The 16,007-nt window shown below is 72.5% G+C and carries 14 protein-coding genes; 6 read left to right on the top strand and 8 right to left on the bottom strand.

The window, feature by feature from the left end; all coding sequences use genetic code 11:
• A partial coding sequence (locus tag ACIBTU_RS39130; protein ID WP_399131561.1) for a zinc ribbon domain-containing protein occupies nucleotides 1–281 on the top strand: 281 nt, incomplete at its 5' end.
• A gap of 59 nt (nucleotides 282–340) precedes the next feature.
• Here the strand turns inward: ACIBTU_RS39130 and ACIBTU_RS39125 are convergent.
• The gene (locus ACIBTU_RS39125; RefSeq protein ID WP_399131560.1) at nucleotides 341–1,555 is read right to left on the bottom strand and encodes a cytochrome P450; all 1,215 of its coding nucleotides are present in this window, start codon (nucleotides 1,553–1,555) and stop codon (nucleotides 341–343) included.
• Between the two features lie 189 nt (nucleotides 1,556–1,744).
• Here ACIBTU_RS39125 and ACIBTU_RS39120 point away from each other — a divergent pair, with 189 nt between their 5' ends.
• Nucleotides 1,745–2,179 (top strand): SRPBCC family protein, encoded by a 435-nt coding sequence (locus tag ACIBTU_RS39120; RefSeq protein ID WP_399131559.1) that lies wholly within the window; start codon nucleotides 1,745–1,747, stop codon nucleotides 2,177–2,179.
• A 203-nt stretch (nucleotides 2,180–2,382) separates the two neighbouring features.
• Here the strand turns inward: ACIBTU_RS39120 and ACIBTU_RS39115 are convergent, their stop codons facing one another.
• The 5 genes from ACIBTU_RS39115 to ACIBTU_RS39095 all read right to left on the bottom strand — a co-directional run bounded on the left by ACIBTU_RS39115 (nucleotide 2,383) and on the right by ACIBTU_RS39095 (nucleotide 9,109).
• Complete coding sequence (locus ACIBTU_RS39115; RefSeq protein ID WP_399131558.1) at nucleotides 2,383–3,531, bottom strand: XdhC family protein; 1,149 nt, start codon at nucleotides 3,529–3,531, stop codon at nucleotides 2,383–2,385.
• A 43-nt stretch (nucleotides 3,532–3,574) separates the two neighbouring features.
• The gene (locus tag ACIBTU_RS39110; RefSeq protein ID WP_399131557.1) at nucleotides 3,575–5,032 is read right to left on the bottom strand and encodes an NCS2 family permease; all 1,458 of its coding nucleotides are present in this window, start codon (nucleotides 5,030–5,032) and stop codon (nucleotides 3,575–3,577) included.
• 183 nt (nucleotides 5,033–5,215) lie between these two features.
• Nucleotides 5,216–7,615 (bottom strand): xanthine dehydrogenase family protein molybdopterin-binding subunit, encoded by a 2,400-nt coding sequence (locus ACIBTU_RS39105; protein ID WP_399131556.1) that lies wholly within the window; start codon nucleotides 7,613–7,615, stop codon nucleotides 5,216–5,218.
• Nucleotides 7,616–7,619: 4 nt separating this feature from the next.
• Nucleotides 7,620–8,201 carry a (2Fe-2S)-binding protein gene (locus tag ACIBTU_RS39100; protein ID WP_399131555.1) on the bottom strand — a complete coding sequence of 194 codons (582 nt, stop codon included), beginning with the start codon at nucleotides 8,199–8,201 and terminating at the stop codon, nucleotides 7,620–7,622.
• A complete protein-coding gene (locus tag ACIBTU_RS39095) occupies nucleotides 8,201–9,109 on the bottom strand; it encodes an FAD binding domain-containing protein (RefSeq protein WP_399131554.1) in 909 nt (302 codons plus the stop codon). Before ACIBTU_RS39095 ends, ACIBTU_RS39100 begins: the two co-directional genes overlap by 1 nt.
• A gap of 317 nt (nucleotides 9,110–9,426) precedes the next feature.
• Between ACIBTU_RS39095 and ACIBTU_RS39090 the strand changes: the two genes are divergently transcribed.
• Complete coding sequence (locus ACIBTU_RS39090) at nucleotides 9,427–11,103, top strand: PucR family transcriptional regulator (RefSeq protein WP_399131553.1); 1,677 nt, start codon at nucleotides 9,427–9,429, stop codon at nucleotides 11,101–11,103.
• 150 nt (nucleotides 11,104–11,253) lie between these two features.
• The gene (locus ACIBTU_RS39085) at nucleotides 11,254–12,030 is read left to right on the top strand and encodes a hypothetical protein (RefSeq protein WP_399131552.1); all 777 of its coding nucleotides are present in this window, start codon (nucleotides 11,254–11,256) and stop codon (nucleotides 12,028–12,030) included.
• 262 nt (nucleotides 12,031–12,292) lie between these two features.
• On the opposite strand, the gene ACIBTU_RS39080 is transcribed toward ACIBTU_RS39085, so the two are convergent.
• Nucleotides 12,293–13,096: a GntR family transcriptional regulator gene (locus tag ACIBTU_RS39080; RefSeq protein ID WP_399131551.1), complete on the bottom strand. Its 804-nt coding sequence runs from the start codon at nucleotides 13,094–13,096 to the stop codon at nucleotides 12,293–12,295.
• A gap of 147 nt (nucleotides 13,097–13,243) precedes the next feature.
• Between ACIBTU_RS39080 and ACIBTU_RS39075 the strand changes: the two genes are divergently transcribed.
• The gene (locus ACIBTU_RS39075) at nucleotides 13,244–14,098 is read left to right on the top strand and encodes a (2Fe-2S)-binding protein (protein WP_399131550.1); all 855 of its coding nucleotides are present in this window, start codon (nucleotides 13,244–13,246) and stop codon (nucleotides 14,096–14,098) included.
• Nucleotides 14,099–14,308: 210 nt separating this feature from the next.
• Complete coding sequence (locus ACIBTU_RS39070; protein ID WP_399131549.1) at nucleotides 14,309–15,397, top strand: DUF2637 domain-containing protein; 1,089 nt, start codon at nucleotides 14,309–14,311, stop codon at nucleotides 15,395–15,397.
• Between the two features lie 48 nt (nucleotides 15,398–15,445).
• Here the strand turns inward: ACIBTU_RS39070 and ACIBTU_RS39065 are convergent, their stop codons facing one another.
• Entirely contained in the window at nucleotides 15,446–15,931 is a 486-nt protein-coding gene (locus ACIBTU_RS39065) for an ATP-binding protein (RefSeq protein ID WP_399131548.1), read from the bottom strand.
• Nucleotides 15,932–16,007 lie beyond the last annotated feature (76 nt).

The following is a 16,007-nucleotide window of genomic DNA, read 5'->3' as shown; positions in this document are numbered from 1 at the left end:
ACGGCCGCGTCCTGGTGAAGATCGGCCGGTTCGAGCCGACCTCCCAGACCTGCTCCACCTGCGGCGCCGAAGACGGACCCAAACCCCTGAACGTGAGGGAATGGACCTGTGCCGCCTGCGACGCCCGGCACGACCGGGACACCAACGCCGCACTCAACATCAAACAGGCCGCCGGACTGGCGGTATCGGCCTGCGGAGCGCCGGTAAGACCGGGAGCGATCCCGGCACAGCGCGAAGAAACAGGAAGCCACGGGTTCCCGACCGGAAACTGTGCCGCGTAGCGTGCACAGTCTCCGGTCAGGGAAGGCCAGAATCCTCTCCCTTCAGGGCGAGGAGCATGTCAATTCAGCCGCACCGGCAGGCTCCCGTACCCGTAACCGATGAACGACTCGACGTGCGTGGCACCGTCCTCCAGGGCGAGGCCGGGGAAGCGGTCGAAGAGGGCCGGCAGGGCGATCGTCGCCTCCAGGCGGGCCAGCGGGGCGCCGAGGCAGAAGTGGACGCCGTGACCGAAGGCGAGGTGCTCCTTGTCGGCGCGGGCGATGTCGAAGCGGTCCGCGTCGGGGCCGTGCCGGCGCGGGTCGCGGCCGGCCGCCGCGTACGAGGCGAGGATGGCCTCGCCGGCGGCGATCCGGGTGCCGTCGGGCAGGTAGATGTCCTCGACGGCGTAGCGCAGCGGGAGGTTGGCGATCGAGGGGGCCCAGCGCAGGGTCTCCTCGATGACCTCGCTCCACGGGATCTCGCCGGAGCGGACCCGGGCGAGCTGCTCGGGGTGGGTGAGCAGGGCCTGCGCCGCGTTCCCGACGAGGTTCACGGTCGTCTCGTGGCCCGCGCCGATGACGAGCAGGAGGGTGTCGATCAGCTCCTGCTCGGTCAGGCCCGAGCCCGCGTCGTCACGGGTGGCGATGAGGGCGCTGGTGAGGTCGTCGCCGGGCTGCGCGCGCTTGGCCTCGACGAGGGCGCCGAGGAGCTGCTGCACCCCCTGGAGGATGGCGAGGGCCTGTTCGGGCGTCACCGTGGTGTCCATGATCCCGGCGACGAGCCGGGCGGCGTCGGCCCGCTGCTCCTCGGGCACGCCGAACAGTTCGCAGATGACCTGCATCGGCAGCGGGTGCGCGTACGCGGAGCGCAGGTCGGCGCGGCCGTCGGGGGCCGCCGCCATGGCGTCGAGCAGCTCGCCCGCGATCTGCTCGATCCGCGGGCGCAGGACATCGGTGCGGCGCTTGGTGAAGGCGGGCGCGATCAGGGTGCGCAGCCGGCGGTGGTCGGTGCCGTAGGCGTTGAACATGTTGGAGACGCCGACCCAGTTGACGATCCAGGACTGGCGGTGCTCGCCCGCGATCCACTCGGGCCAGTGCCGGTTCGGGTCCTTGGACACGCGCGCGTCGGCGAGCAGTCCCTTGAGGACCTCGTACGAGGTGGGGGCCCAGGCCCGTATGCCGCCGGGCAGTTCGAGCAGGGCGGCGCAGGGGTGCGCGGCGCGCAGCCGGTCGTTCTCGGCGTGCAGGTCGCGGCCCGCGGGGTCGAGGACGGTGGGGGTGACGGGTGCGGTCATGAGGTGTCTGCTCCTGTGGGGGCGTGGCGGGCGGGCGTTTCGACTGCGGGGCGCCCGGCCTGGCTTGCTTCATGATCGTTTACATAACTGATCGTAGGCGCCCGCGAGTTGATGCCCCGCCACGCGACACGCTCACCCGTTCACGGGCGTGGCGCAGCTCACCGGGCGCGGCCCGTTTACCATCGCGCCATGGCCGCCGATATCCGGATCGTCCGCGAAACGCCGCTTTCCCCCGCCGAGGCCTGGCGCCGGATCACCGACTGGGAGCGGCACGGCACGGTGGTGCCGCTGACCCGGGTCACCGTCCTCACCCCGCCCCCGACCGCCGCCGGCACGGTCTTCGTGGCCCGCACCGGCCTCGGCCCGCGCTTCGCCTTCGACGACCCGATGGAACTCGTCGCCTGGCAGCCGCCGCGCCGCTGCCGCATGGAGAAGCGGGGCCGGGTGGTGGCGGGCTGGGCCGAGTTCGAGGTACGGGCCCTGGCGGGCGGCGGAGCGAGGGTGGAGTGGCGGGAGGAGCTGCGGGTGCGCGGGGTACCGGCCGTGGCGGACCCGCTCCTGGCCGCGGCGGGCCGCCTGGTCTTCGGCCGGGCGCTGAACGCCCTGCTGTCCGACATGAGTTGACGCCCCGCGCCTGGTCAGGGCGCGGGGCGGAACGCGCCCCGTGAGGGGCGCGGGGCGGAACGCGCCCCGTGAGGGGCGCGGGGCGGAACGCGCCCCGTGAGGGGCGCGGGGAACTGCGCGACCAGCCACGACGACGCGGCACCCGGCGACGGCGTTCGCCGCCTACGGCGCCGGCCGCTCCGGCGTGGCCCGCACGGACGTGCTCAGGCCGCCGAGTCGATGTGGCGGGGCTCGGTCGGGTCGTGGTGGATCGGGGTGTGGGCGCCCGTCAGGGAGGCGCCCGTGCCGCCGCGGCGGTTCGCGACGATCTCCGAGGCTATGGAGACGGCCACCTCTTCCGGCGTGCGGGCGCCGAGGTCGAGGCCGATCGGGGAGCGCAGGCGGGCCAGGTCCAGTTCGGTGACGCCGACCTCGCGCAGGCGCTCGTTGCGGTCGAGGTGGGTGCGGCGCGAGCCCATCGCGCCGACGTAGGCGACGGGCAGGCGCAGCGCGAGTTCGAGGAGCGGCACGTCGAACTTGGCGTCGTGGGTGAGGACGCAGAGCACGGTGCGGCTGTCGACCTCGGTGCGCTCGAGGTATTGGTGGGGCCATTCGACGACGAGTTCGTCGGCCTCGGGGAAGCGCGCGGCGGTCGCGAAGACGGGCCGGGCGTCGCAGACGGTGACGTGGTAGCCGAGGAACTTGCCCATGCGTACGAGCGCGGAGGCGAAGTCGATGGCGCCGAAGACGATCATGCGCGGGGGCGGGACCGAGGACTCCACGAGGAGGGTGAGCGGGGCGCCGCAGCGCGAGCCCTGTTCGCCGATCTCCAGGGTGCCGGTGCGGCCGGCGTCGAGATAGGCACCGGCTTCGGCGGCGACGGTGCGGTCGAGCTCGGGATGGGCGCCGAAACCGCCGTCGTACGTGCCGTCGGGCCGGACGAGCAGGGCGCGGCCGAGCAGGTCGGCCGGCCCCTCGACGATCCGGGCGAGGGCCGCCGCCTCCGCCGAGGCGGCGGTCCTCAGAGCGGCCTCGACCACGTCGCGCAGCGCCGGGTCCCCGGCGCGTACCGGCGTGACGAGGATGTCGATGACGCCGCCGCAGGTCAGACCCACGGCGAAGGCGTCGTCGTCGCTGTACCCGAAGCGCTCCAGGCGGGTGACCCCGTCCTCGAGCGCCTCCTGGCACAGCTCGTAGACCGCCCCTTCCACACAGCCGCCGGAGACCGAACCGATCGCGGTGCCCTCGGTGTCGACGGCGAGCGCCGCGCCGGGCTGCCGGGGCGCGCTGCCGCCGACGGCCACCACGGTGGCCACGGCGAACTCGCGTCCCTGCTCGGCCCATCGGCTGAGTTCTGCCGCGATGTCCAGCATGTCTCGGTCTCCTTCGGCGATGACGTGGAAGGGGCGGCGGGCGTCAGTGGACGCCGAGCCAGCCCTCGATCGGGTTGAGGGCGAAGTACACGAGGAAGATCACGGTCAGGCCCCACATGAAGGCCCCGATCTCCCGCGCCCTGCCCTGGGCGATCTTGATGGCGACCCAGGAGATGACGCCCGCGGCGACACCGGTGGTGATGGTGTACGTGAAGGGCATCAGGACCACGGTGAGGAACACCGGGATCGCGGTGGCGCGGTCGGCCCAGTCGACGTGCCGGGCGTTCATCATCATCATGGCGCCGATGACGACGAGCGCGGCGGACGCGACCTCCTGCGGGACGATCGCGGTGACGGGCGTGAAGAACAGGCAGGCCGCGAAGAACAGTCCGGTGACGGCGGAGGCGAGACCCGTGCGGGCTCCCTCGCCGACGCCGGTGGCGGACTCGACGAAGACGGTCTGGCCGGAGCCGCCCGCCACACCGCCGATGGCGCCGCCCGCGCCGTCGATGAACAGCGCCTTGGACAGGCCCGGCATCCGGCCCTTGTCGTCGGCGAGCTTGGCCTCGGTGCCGACGCCGATGATGGTGGCCATCGCGTCGAAGAAGCCGGCGAGCACCAGGGTGAAGACGATCATGCCGACCGTCATGGCGCCGACCTCGCCCCAGCCGCCGAACTCGACCTTGCCGAAGAGCGAGAAGTCCGGGGTGGAGACGGCGCTGCCGTGCAGTTCGGGCGCTCCGTTGGCCCACTGCTTGGGGCTGATGACACCGGTCGCGTTGAGGATCATCGCGACGACGGTGCCGGAGACGATGCCGATCAGGATCGCGCCGGGGGTGTTGCGCGCCTGCAGCATGAAGATCAGGAGGAGCGTGCCCGCGAAGAGCAGGACGGGCCAGCCGGCGAGTTCGCCCGCGGGGCCGAGGGTGAGCGGGGTGGCCTTGCCGACGTGCACGAAGCCGGACTTGTAGAGGCCGATCAGGGCGATGAAGAGCCCGATGCCCATGGTGATGCCGTGCTTGAGCGCGAGCGGGATCGCGTTCATGATCATCTCGCGGAGGCCGGTGACGACCAGGAGCATGATCACGACGCCGTACATTACGCACATGCCCATGGCCTGCGGCCAGGTCATCTGGGGGGCGACCTGCGAGGAGATCACACCGGAGACGGACAGACCGGCGGCGAGCGCGAGCGGCACCTTGCCGACGAAGCCCATGAGGAGCGTGGTGAACGCCGCGGCGAAGGCGGTCGCGGTGATCAGGGCCTTCTGGCCCAGGGTGTCACCGGCGGCGTCCTTGCCCGACAGGATCAGCGGGTTGAGCAGCAGGATGTACGCCATGGCCATGAAGGTCGTGACGCCACCGCGCACTTCGCGTGCGACGGAGGATCCTCGTTCGGATATGTGGAAGTACCGGTCGAGCCAAGACCTGCCGGCGGGCTGGCGCGTACCCGCGCCCGCGTCGTCGGCGGTGGTCTTCGGCTCCACAGACTGCTGGGTCATGGTGCCTCGTTTCCCAAGGTTCAAAGGGGCACCCGCGAAATACACGTATTCAGGCGGGTTTTGGGATGGCTGCACGACCCGGGGGACGGCCCGAGGCGCAAAGGGTTCTGGAGGACTGGGTTCTTCCTGGTCCTTCAGGGGTTCACCGGTCCGGCCCCCGCGGGGGCCGGACCGGCCGACGGATCAGGCGGAGACCGTGCCCGTCAGGTGCTCGGGACGGACCGGGGTCCGGTCGAGCGCGAGACCCGTCGCGTTCCGGATCGCCGCGAGGACGGCCGGGGTGGACGACAGGGTGGGAGCCTCACCGATGCCGCGCAGCCCGTACGGGGCGTGCTCGTCGGCGAGTTCGAGCACGTCGACCGGGATGGTCGGCGTGTCGAGGATCGTGGGGATCAGGTAGTCCGTGAAGGACGGGTTCCTGACCTTGGCGGTCTTCGGGTCGACGATGATCTCTTCCATCACCGCGACGCCGAGGCCCTGGGTGGTGCCGCCCTGGATCTGGCCGACCACGGAGAGCGGGTTGAGCGCCTTGCCGACGTCCTGGGCGCAGGCCAGTTCGATGACCTTGACCAGGCCGAGCTCGGTGTCGACCTCGACGACGGCGCGGTGCGCGGCGAACGAGTACTGGACGTGCCCGTTGCCCTGCCCGGTGCGCAGGTCGAAGGCCTCGGTGGGCCGGTGGCGCCACTCCTCCTCCAGCTCGACGACCTCGTCCTCCAGGACGTCGACCAGGTCCGCGAGGACCTCGCCGCCGTCGGTGACGACCTTGCCGCCCTCCAGGAGGAGTTCGGCGGTGGCCCACGCCGGGTGGTAGGTGCCGAGCTTGCGGCGGCCGATCTCCAGGACCTTCTCGCGCACCAGCTCGCAGGCGTTCTTGACGGCGCCGCCGGTCACGTACGTCTGACGCGAGGCGGACGTCGAGCCGGCCGAGCCGACCTGGGTGTCGGCGGGGTGGATGGTCACCTGCGTGACGCCCAGCTCGGTGCGGGCGATCTGCGCGTGGACGGTGACGCCGCCCTGGCCGACCTCGGCCATCGCGGTGTGCACGGTGGCGACGGCCTCGCCGTTGATGACCTCCATGCGCACCTTGGCGGTGGAGTAGTCGTCGAAGCCCTCGGAGAAGCCGACGTTCTTGATGCCGACGGCGTAGCCGATGCCGCGGACGACGCCCTCGCCGTGCGTGGTGTTGGACAGACCGCCGGGCAGCTGGCGCACGTCGGCGCCCTCGCTGGACTCCCACTGGCGCTCGGGCGGCAGCGGCATCGCCTTGATGCGGCGCAGCAGTTCGGCGACCGGGGCGGGCGAGTCGACGGGCTGGCCCGTCGGCATGAGCGTGCCCTGCTCCATGGCGTTCAGCTGCCGGAACTCGACCCGGTCCATGCCCAGCTTGTCGGCCAGCTTGTCCATCTGGGCCTCGTAGGCGAAGCAGGCCTGGACCGCGCCGAAGCCGCGCATGGCGCCGCAGGGCGGGTTGTTCGAGTAGAGGGCGATCGCCTCGATGTCGACGTCGTCGATCACGTACGGGCCGACCGACAGGGACGAGGCATTGCCGACGACCGCCGGGGAGGCGGAGGCGTAGGCGCCGCCGTCCAGGACGATCTTGCACTTCATGTGCGTGAGCTTGCCGTCCTTGGTCGCCCCGTGCTCGTAGTAGAGCTTGGCGGGGTGGCGGTGGACGTGTCCGAAGAAGGACTCGAAGCGGTTGTAGACGATCTTCACGGGCTTGCCGGTGCGCAGGGCGAGCAGGCACGCGTGGATCTGCATCGAGATGTCCTCGCGGCCGCCGAAGGCACCACCGACGCCGGAGAGCGTCATGCGGACCTTCTCCTCGGGCAGGCCGAGGACCGGGGCGATCTGCTTGAGGTCCGAGTGCAGCCACTGGGTGGCGACGTACAGGTCGACGCCGCCGTCCTCGGACGGCACGGCGAGGCCGGACTCGGGGCCGAGGAAGGCCTGGTCCTGCATGCCGAAGGTGTACTCGCCCTTGACGATGACGTCGGCGCGCTGCGCGGCCGCGTCGGCGTCGCCGCGCACGATGGGCTGGCGGTGCACGATGTTCGGGTGCGGGACGTGCCCGGAGTGGTGGTCGTCGCGGCCCTCGTGGACGAGGATCGCGTCCGGCGCGGTCGCGGAGGCCTCGTCGGTGATGACGGGCAGCTCTCGGTACTCGACCTTGATCTTGGCGGCGGCGCGGCGCGCGGTCTCCGGGTGGTCGGCGGCGACGATCGCGACGGGCTCGCCGTGGTGGCGGACCTTGCCGTGCGCGAGGACGGGCGTGTCCTGGATCTCCAGGCCGTAGTTCTTCACGTCCGTCGGCAGGTCGTCGTACGTGAGGACGGCGTAGACGCCGGAGGTGGCGAGGGCCTCGCCGGTGTCGATCGAGACGATCTCGGCGTGCGCGACCGGGGAGCGCAGCACCTGGCCCCACAGCATGTCCTCGTGCCACATGTCGGACGAGTACGCGAACTCGCCGGTGACCTTGAGGGTGCCGTCCGGGCGGAGCGTGGACTCGCCGATGCCGCCCTTGGTGTGCGACCCCTGCGTGACGTCCGCGGGGATACCGGTGGTACGGGTGTCAGCCATGTCCTCAGACCTCCTCGGACTGGCGCGCGGCGGCGAGCCGGACCGCGTCCATGATCTTCTCGTAGCCCGTGCAGCGGCACAGGTTGCCGGAGAGGGCCTCGCGGATGTCCGCGTCCGACGGGTTGGGGTTGCGCTCCAGCATCTCGTCGGCGGCGACGAGCAGGCCCGGGGTGCAGAAGCCGCACTGGACGGCGCCGGCGTCGATGAACGCCTGCTGGATGGGGGCCAGTTCGGCGCCCTCACCGGTCTGCGAGTCGGTGCCCTTGGCGGACCAGCCCTGGGCCTCCTGGAGGGACGTGCCGCAGGCGCCGCCCTCGTGGGAGCCGCAGGAGCGCTGCGCCGCGAAGTCGGCGAGGCCCTCGACGGTGACGACGTCGCGGCCCTCGACCTGGCCGGCGGCCACGAGGCAGGAACAGACGGGGACGCCGTCGAGGCGGACGGTGCAGGAACCGCACTCGCCCTGCTCACAGGCGTTCTTGGAGCCGGGCAGGCCCATGCGCTCGCGCAGGACGTAGAGCAGGGACTCGCCCTCCCACACGTCGTCGGCTTCCTGCGGACGGCCGTTGACCGTGAAATTGACGCGCATTACGCGACACTCCCCTTCTCGATGGTGCTGCCGCCGTTGCCGCGGTAGGCCTCCCAGGCCCAGGTGAGCGTGCGGCGGGCCATGATGCCGACCGCGTGCCGGCGGTACGAGGCGGTGCCGCGGACGTCGTCGATCGGGTTGCAGGCGGCGGAGCACAGGTCCGCGAACTGCTTGGCGACCGACGGGGTGATGATCTTGCCGTTGTCCCAGAAGCCGCCCTCGTCGAGCGCCGCGTTCAGGAACTGCTCGGCGTCCTTGGCGCGGATCGGGGTCGGGGCCGCCGAGCCGATGCCGGTACGCACGGTGCGCGTCTCGGGGTGGACCGCGAGGCCGAAGGCGCACACGGCGATCACCATCGCGTTGCGCGTGCCGACCTTGGAGTACTGCTGCGGGCCGTCGGCCTTGGGGAGGTGGACGGCGCGGATCAGCTCGTCGGGGGCGAGCGCGTTGCGCTTCACGCCGGTGTAGAACTCGTCGATCGGGATCATGCGGCTGCCGCGCACCGACTCGACCTCGACCTCGCAGCCGGAGGCGAGCAGGGCCGGGTGGGCGTCACCGGCCGGGGAGGCGGTGCCGAGGTTGCCGCCGACGCCGCCGCGGTTGCGGATCTGCGGGGAGGCGACCGTGTGCGAGGCGAGCGCCAGACCCGGCAGCTCGGTCCGCAGGTTCTCCATGATCTTGGTGTACGGGACGGAGGCGCCGAGCCGTACGGTGCCCTGAGGTCCCTCGCCCACCTCCCACTCGCCGAGCTCACCGATGCGGTTGAGGTCGAGGAGGTACTCGGGGCGGCGGTGGTCGAAGTTGATCTCGACCATCACATCGGTGCCACCCGCAATCGGCACGGCTGTGGGGTGCTCGGCCTTGGCGGCGAGCGCCTCCTCCCAGCTGGCGGGGCGAAGGAAGTCCATGAGTGGCTCTCTTCTGGGTCTCGTTCGTGGATCGTGCGGTGCGTGGATCGTGTGCGCTGCGTTCGAGCCACGGGATGTGCGGATCGCAGGGGCTCGTTCATGTGCTGTTCACGTGGAGTGGCCCCAGTACACCGCCGCGTGCTCCGCCAGGGTCAGTCACGGAAACCATGAAGGAGTTGGCTGACCACGACAGGTGTCTTGTAGATTCGTATGAACGGAGCACATCAGTAACCCCTCCGACTTCCTCCGGACACCGTGGGCACAGGCTGCGGACCTGGGAAGGCATCACTTCGAGACAGATCGGCGGCGACGACGACATGCGGCTGCGCGCATTGCTGGACACGGACGCGCTGGGCCTCAGGCTCCTCGGCGGCGAGGACGAGCTGGACCGCTCGGTCCGCGGCGTGATGACCACGGATCTGCGCGATCCGAGCCGCTATCTGTCCGGCGGCGAGCTGGTGCTCACGGGCCTGGCCTGGCGGCGCGGGCCCGACGATTCCGAGCCGTTCGTGCGCATTCTCCAGTCTGCCGGAGTCGTCGCCCTGGCGGCGGGCGAGGCCGAGCTGGGCGATGTGCCGGAGGACCTGGTGCAGGCCTGCGCCCGGCACCGGCTGCCGCTGTTCGCGGTGAACGAGTCGGTGGCGTTCGCGACCATCACCGAGCACGTCGTGCGGCAGGTGTCCGGCGAGCGGGCCGGCGACCTCGCGGCCGTCGTGGACCGGCACCGGCGCCTGATGACCTCGGGCCCGGCGGGCGGCGGCCCGGACGTGGTCCTGGACCTGCTGGGCAGCGACCTGGACCTGAACGCCTGGGTGCTCTCCCCCGCCGGGCGGGCCATCGCGGGCGCCGGCGCGGCCGCGCCCGAGCTGCCGGCGTCCGTGTGCGCGCGGCTGGCCGCCGAGCACCTGTCGGCGACCCGGGCGGGCCGGCGCGCTCCGCACCGGGTGACGATCGACGGCACGACGTACTCGCTGTTCCCGATCCGGGGCGGCCGGGGAGCTGTCGGCGCGTCCGGCGGGCGGGACGTGCGGGCGACGGTGCTCTCGGACTGGCTGCTCGCCGTCGAGGCGGACGCGGGCGACTGGCCCGACGAGCGGCTCGACCTGCTGCAGGGCGTCACCCAGCTGATCTCCGTCGAGCGGGACCGGCGGGACGCGGCGCGCACCGTGCGGCGCCGGCTCGCCCAGGAGGTCCTGGAGCTGGTGCAGACGGGCGCGGCGCCCGCCGAGATCGCGGCCCGCCTGCGGGTGGCCGCGCCGGTGCTCCTGCCGGGGCTCGGGACCGCCCCGCACTGGCAGGTCGTCGTGGCCCGTGTCGAGTGGCAGGACAGCGATCTCGAGGGTGGCCAGGTGGCCCAGTCGCTGCTCGAGGAGATCCTCGTCGACCCGCTGTCGGCGGGCCCCGAGCCCTCCGACCGGATCGCGGTCGCGCACAGCGGCGACGAGGCGATCGCCCTGGTCCCGCTGCCCGCCGTGCCCACCGACGACGGCGCCGAGCAGGGCCTCATCGCGGACGCGCTGCTGACGGCCGTACGGGATCCCCTCTCGGCGGGACTCGCGGACGACGGGCGGCTCACCATCGGCGTCAGCGCGGCCGTGCACTCGGCCGAGGGGCTGCGCGGCGCCCTGGAGGAGGCCCGGCACGCCCGCCGTGTCGCGGCGGCCCGTACGGGCCTTGTCTGCGCGGCCGGGCACCAGGAGCTGGCCTCGCACGTCCTGCTGCTGCCGTTCGTGCCGGACGACGTGCGGCGCGCGTTCACGGCCCGGCTGCTCGACCCGCTGCGCGAGTACGACCGCAAGCACCGCGCCGAGCTCATCCCGACCCTCGAGGCGTTCCTCGACTGCGACGGCTCCTGGACGCGCTGCGCCTCCCGTCTCCACCTGCACGTGAACACGCTGCGCTACCGCGTGGGCCGGATCGAGCAACTGACGAACCGTGATCTTTCCCGCCTGGAGGACAAGCTGGACTTCTTCCTGGCCCTGCGCATGAGCTGACACGACGTCATGTCCCTATCGGTTACGGGACCCGTCCGGAAGCCCACCCCTTTGTGAAATCTTTCACCTACCCCCTTGGCCGGGCACCGTGATCCGTGCTGAGATGCCGCCACGGCAACTCGGCTCGATGGCGTGCTCGGGGAGGGCAACGTGGCGCATACCGCCATGTCTGGTACCGGAACGAACCCAGCGGACGATCCACTCCAGACCGCGGTATGGCGGCTGCGCTCGCGCGGCTGCTGGGTCGACGCGGCGGCCCTTCTGGACCCGCACGCGGCGGACGATCCCGGCGCCGCGCTGCAGCGGGCGGCGCTGTTCGTGGAGCGGTGCCTGTACACGGAGCAGGGCTGGGCGGACGCGGAGGACGCACTGCGGGCCGCGGAGGCGCTGGCCGGGACGGACGAGGAGCGGGGTGCGGCGGCCTGCGAGCGCGGCCAACTCGCCTACGCCGCCACGCTGTTGAAGGTACGCGACCGGGTCGACGAGGCGCGGTCCGCGTTCGGGCGGGCGGCCGCGCTGATCGCGCCCGGGGCGGCGCGGCGGGCGCTGCTCGACTTCCGGCGCGGGCTCATGGCGGAGAACCTCGCGGATTCGCCGCAGGCGGCGCGGGCGGCGTACCGGCGGGCCCATGCCGGTGCCACCGCCCACGACGACACGCTGCTCCTGTCCTTCACCTGGCGCCACCTGGCCGGCCTCTCCCTCCGCGAGGGCGAACTGAAAGAGGCCCGCCACGGCTTCGCCGAGTCCCTGCGGCTGCGTGAGGAACTCGGCTACCTCGTCGGCACGGCCCCGGCGCTCGTCTCCCTGGCCGAGGCCGAACCCGAACCGGAGACGAAGGCGCGCCTGCGCGAGGAGGCGACCCGCCTCTTCCGCCTCCTGGGCGGCGTCCCGACATGGCTGGCCAGCGCGCTGCCTGCGGCGGCCTGACCGGTCCGCGCAGCGCCGCCATCCCCTACTCGTCGAGCCCCCACCGACCGGTGGGGGCTGGTCGCGCCCCGCGGCGGAGCCGCAGATCAACACAGCCCCGCGCCCCTGAAATGCAGACGCTTCGCGTCGCATTTCCCCGATGGGGCACCGCCCCGATGGAGATCGCGCACGAAGTGCGCATCTCCAGGGGCGCGGGGAACTGCGCGAGAAGCCCCACCGGCCGGCAGTCGGCGACGAACCGGCACGCGGCAGACGGGCCCCGTCAGACCGCGGAGGCGTGGGGGCCGTAATGGGCAGACAGGGTCAGGGAGACCGCGGCCAGGTCATGGGACTCCAGCGCGTCCAGCAGAGCCACGTGCTGCGCCGCGTCAGCGACCAGGTCCACCCCGGCCCAGACCACCCGGCGCCGAAGATCGTCCGCGACCCGTACGAGCTGCTCGTTCCCCGAAAGGCCCAGTACCGCCCGATGAAAAGCCCGGTCCGCGTCGGCGTACCGGGCGAGATCCCCGGCACGGGCGGCGGCCACGGTCTCCAGCGCGGCGGCACGCAGCCCGCCCCACCGCGCGGGCGCCACCGCGCGGGCCAGCCGCGACACCACCGGCACCTCGACGAGCGCCCGCACCTCCGCCAGCTCCGCGAGTTCCCGGGCCGTCCGTGCCGTGACCCGGAACCCCCGGTTCGGCACGACCTCGACGGCCCCCTCGCGGGCGAGCTGCTGCATGGCCTCCCGCACGGGCGTGGCCGAGACCCCGAACCGCTCCCCCAGCGCCGGCGCCGAGTACACCTCACCCGGCACCAGTTCGCCGGAGAGCAGCGCGGCCCGCAGCCCGTCGAGCACCTGCCCCCGCACGGAGGACCGCTCCACGGTGCCGCGCAGGGCGATCCGGGGCGCGGGCGGCTCGCTGTGCGTGTGCTCGCCCCGGCTGGACTCACCCCGGCTCTGCTCCGGCACGGTCGGCGCGGACTCCGCGAAAGGCGAAGCCGAAGCCTCCCGACCGTCGAGCGAACCCGGCGCACCCGGAGACGCGTGCGCCGCACGCGCCCCGACCTGCTCGACCCCGGTCATCCGCTTCGCCGCCGTTCCTTGCCGTTCCTCGCCAATTTGTCCGAACCCAACCCAGAACCATAGGGCGCTCGGCCCGCAGTTCAAACCCCGAAACCTTCGGGTAAGGTAAGGCTTACCTGCAAACGATCGTGATTCGGTGGTCCCTGCATGACCCTCGTCACCCCGGCGCCCGCCGCGGCGCACAGCGCGGTCTCGACCGCGTACGCCCGTCTCACCGAGGTGTTCCCGAGCCTGCGCGTCATCGAGCTCGACGCCGTCGCCCCGCTCCCCGCGGAGCCCGGCTGGGTCCGCACGGAGCAGCTCGCCGAGGGCGGCGCTGCGCTGGACACGTTCCTCGCCTGGGACGACGCGCAGGTCGTCAAGGACTACGGGCAGCGGGCCCGCCCCGACGTCGTCGCGAGCTTCGGCCTGCACCGCTACGCCTGGCCCGCCTGCCTGCTGATCACGGTCCCCTGGTTCCTGCACCGCCGGGTCCCCCGCTTTCCCGCCGCGCACGTCTCGTTCCAGCGCGCGCTCGGCCGGATGGCCGTACGGGTCACCGATTTCGCCTGCCTGCCCGACGACCCGGCGGCGACGCAGCCCGGCGCCCGGGTCGTCCCGGACGAGGAGGCGCTGCGCGCCGAGGTCCGGGCGGCGGTCGCGGAGCACCTCCGGCCCGTCCTGGAGGGGTTCGGCCCCCGGATGCGGCGCGGCCCGCGCGCCCTGTGGGGCATGGCGACGGACGAGATCGTCGAGGGCCTCTGGTACGTCGGCCATCTGCTCGGCGAGGAGCGCCGCGCGATGGCCGAACTGGCCGAGCTGCTGCCGGGCACGACCAAGCCGTACGTCGGCAAGGCGGCGTTCCGCGAGCTGACCGGACCCGACGGCCGGCCGCTGCCGACCCGCGACCGGGCGAGCTGCTGCCTCTTCTACACGCTGCGCCCCGAGGACACCTGCGTGACCTGCCCGCGGACCTGCGACGCGGACCGCGTCACGAAGCTGACGGCGACCGCCGCGGCCTGAACCGCACCCACTCCTCACCCGAACCACCCGTTCGAGTGACGGAAATCGAACTCAACTCTCAGCATCACGGCGGGAGTTCGAGCGTACGGCCATTTTGCGCGCCCCCTTGCACTCCAATGGCGTTCTCTTGTCCCGAATCCCCCCTGCGGGCTCGGACGGCTGGGCCAATATGGCGCCCGAAAAGCCCTATCGCGACGCAAGGGACCCCAGATGAGACTGACCGACATATCGCTGGACTGGCTGCTTCCCGGCGCCGTACTGCTCCTGGGCATGCTGGCGGCGGTGGCGGTGCTCGCGCGCGGCAGGCGCGCCGGGGACGGCAAGAAGGGCGCTTCGGCCGACGAGTCGTGGGAGCGCAGCGAGGAGCGCCGCAGGCGCAAGGAGGCCCTGTACGGCTCGGCTTCCTATCTGCTCCTGTTCTGCTGTGCGGCGGTCGCCGCCGCACTCTCCTTCCACGGCCTGGTCGGCTTCGGCCGGCAGAACCTGAGCCTGTCCGGAGGCTGGGAGTACCTCGTCCCCTTCGGGCTCGACGGCGCCGCCATGTTCTGTTCGGTGCTCGCGGTGCGCGAGGCCAGCCACGGCGACGCCGCGCTCGGCTCGCGCATACTCGTGTGGACGTTCGCCGGCGCGGCCGCCTGGTTCAACTGGGTGCACGCCCCGCGCGGCCTCGACCACGCGGGCGCGCCGCACTTCTTCGCGGGGATGTCCCTGTCGGCGGCGGTGCTCTTCGACCGCGCCCTGAAGCAGACGCGCCGCGCGGCGCTGCGCGAACAGGGCCTGGTGCCGCGGCCGTTGCCGCAGATCCGGATCGTCCGCTGGCTGCGCGCGCCCCGGGAGACGTACAGCGCCTGGTCGCTGATGCTCCTGGAGAACGTGCGGACTCTGGACGAGGCCGTGGACGAGGTGCGCGAGGACAAGCGGGAGAAGGCCCAGGAGCGGACGCGGCGGCGCGAGCACGAGAAGCTGGAGCGCGCGCAGCTGCGGGCGCTCAGCCGCGGGCACCGCACGTATCTGAGCCGGGCCGACGCCCCGGAGGCCGAGGCGTCGGCGGTGCCGGCCGTGACGGCGGGCGGCGGCGCCCCGCAGGGCGGCGCGGAGCCCGCCATATCGCCGGGGACCCAGCCCTCCCAGGAGCAGCTGCCGCTGCGCGCGCGGCCCTCGCTGCAAGCCGTCAAAGGCGGCGCTGACCCGAAGCCGCCGGTGACCGTCGACCTCACGGCGGAGGACGACACACAGGCGCTGCCGCGGCTCGACACCCTCGAGCAGAAGCTCAAGGACCTGGAGCAGCAGTTCGGCTGACGCCGGGTCCCGTGCCGTGCGCGCAGGTGACGCCGCCCGACCCCGTGGTCAGGCGGCGTCACCGGTCAGTTCGAACCACACGACCTTGCCCGGATCGCCGGCGCCCGGCGCGCTCACGCCCCAGGCGTCGGCGAGCGACTCCACGAGGAACAGGCCCCGGCCGTGCGTACCGTCGTCGGCGGGCCGGGTGCGCGGTTCGGGTCTGCGTCCCGTGTAGTCCCTGACCTCGACCCGCAGTCCGTCGGGCCGCACCGTCGCGGTGATCTCGGCCTCGCGGTCCGTGTGCACCAGTGCGTTCGTGACGAGTTCGCTGGTCAGCAGCTCGGCGATCTCCGACTGTCCGGGGTCGCCCCAGTGCCGCAGCAGTTCGCGCACCGCCCGACGGGTCTCGGGCACGGCCCGCAGGTCCGCCCGGCCCAGGGTGCGTCTGAGCTGGTGCGCTTCCTCCTCATGCGCCGCTTTCGCGTCCTGTATGGCTGTCGTCGTGGTGCTCCCGACACTCACCGGTGAGCCCCCTCGTGCCTGCCGTCCCATTCCCCCGCCCACACGCCGATCCCGGTGCCTTCCTCGCTCTGGACTCGTCCCACCCGGCCTGTTCTCGAACGCGTAC

The sequence above is a fragment of the Streptomyces sp. NPDC050145 genome, from assembly GCF_044460245.1.
GTDB lineage: Bacteria > Actinomycetota > Actinomycetes > Streptomycetales > Streptomycetaceae > Streptomyces.
The sequence above is the reverse complement of the archived record's forward strand: the minus strand, read 5'-3'. Positions and strand labels throughout refer to the sequence as shown.